This is a genomic window from Pseudoalteromonas sp. 0802 (genome assembly GCF_013350085.1).
GTDB lineage: Bacteria > Pseudomonadota > Gammaproteobacteria > Enterobacterales > Alteromonadaceae > Pseudoalteromonas.
This window is the reverse complement of record NZ_JABVXE010000089.1, coordinates 1-443: the sequence shown is the minus strand read 5'-3', so window position 1 is coordinate 443 and position 443 is coordinate 1. Positions and strand designations below refer to the sequence as shown.

Here is a 443-nt window from a genome sequence, read left to right as displayed (position 1 = left end):
ATGAATAGTTTTGAAAGCTATCCGCTTAGACAACAGCGCTTATTTAATGACATCGATAAGTTTATAACTGAGTTAAAAGCGCAAGGTCGAAACGTAATGCTGGTGGTTGTGCCTGAGCATGGTGCTGCCTTACAGGGTGATAAACTACAATTCTCTGGTTTGCGCGAAATTCCGAGCCCTTCAATAGTTTCAGTGCCAACTGCGGTTAAATTCATCGGTCCTGATATAAAGCATGATGGGCTGAATGTCGTTGATGAAACAATGAGTTACTTTTCACTGTCAGAGTTAATCAACAATACGATGAAGTTAGATTTGTTCACAGGTACGGTACCCATTAACCGAGTGCTTGATAATTTACCAACTTCAGCCAAGGTCGCCGAGAATGAAGATACGGTAATGATGTATATAAAAGGGCAGCCTTACATCCAATTAGATGGTGGAGA

At 41.1% G+C, this 443-nt stretch carries 1 protein-coding gene; it reads left to right on the top strand.

All coding sequences use genetic code 11. The features are described 5' to 3' along the window. On the top strand, positions 1-443 hold a 443-nt coding region (bcsG, locus tag HUS61_RS21275; protein WP_175083701.1), incomplete at both ends, for a cellulose biosynthesis protein BcsG.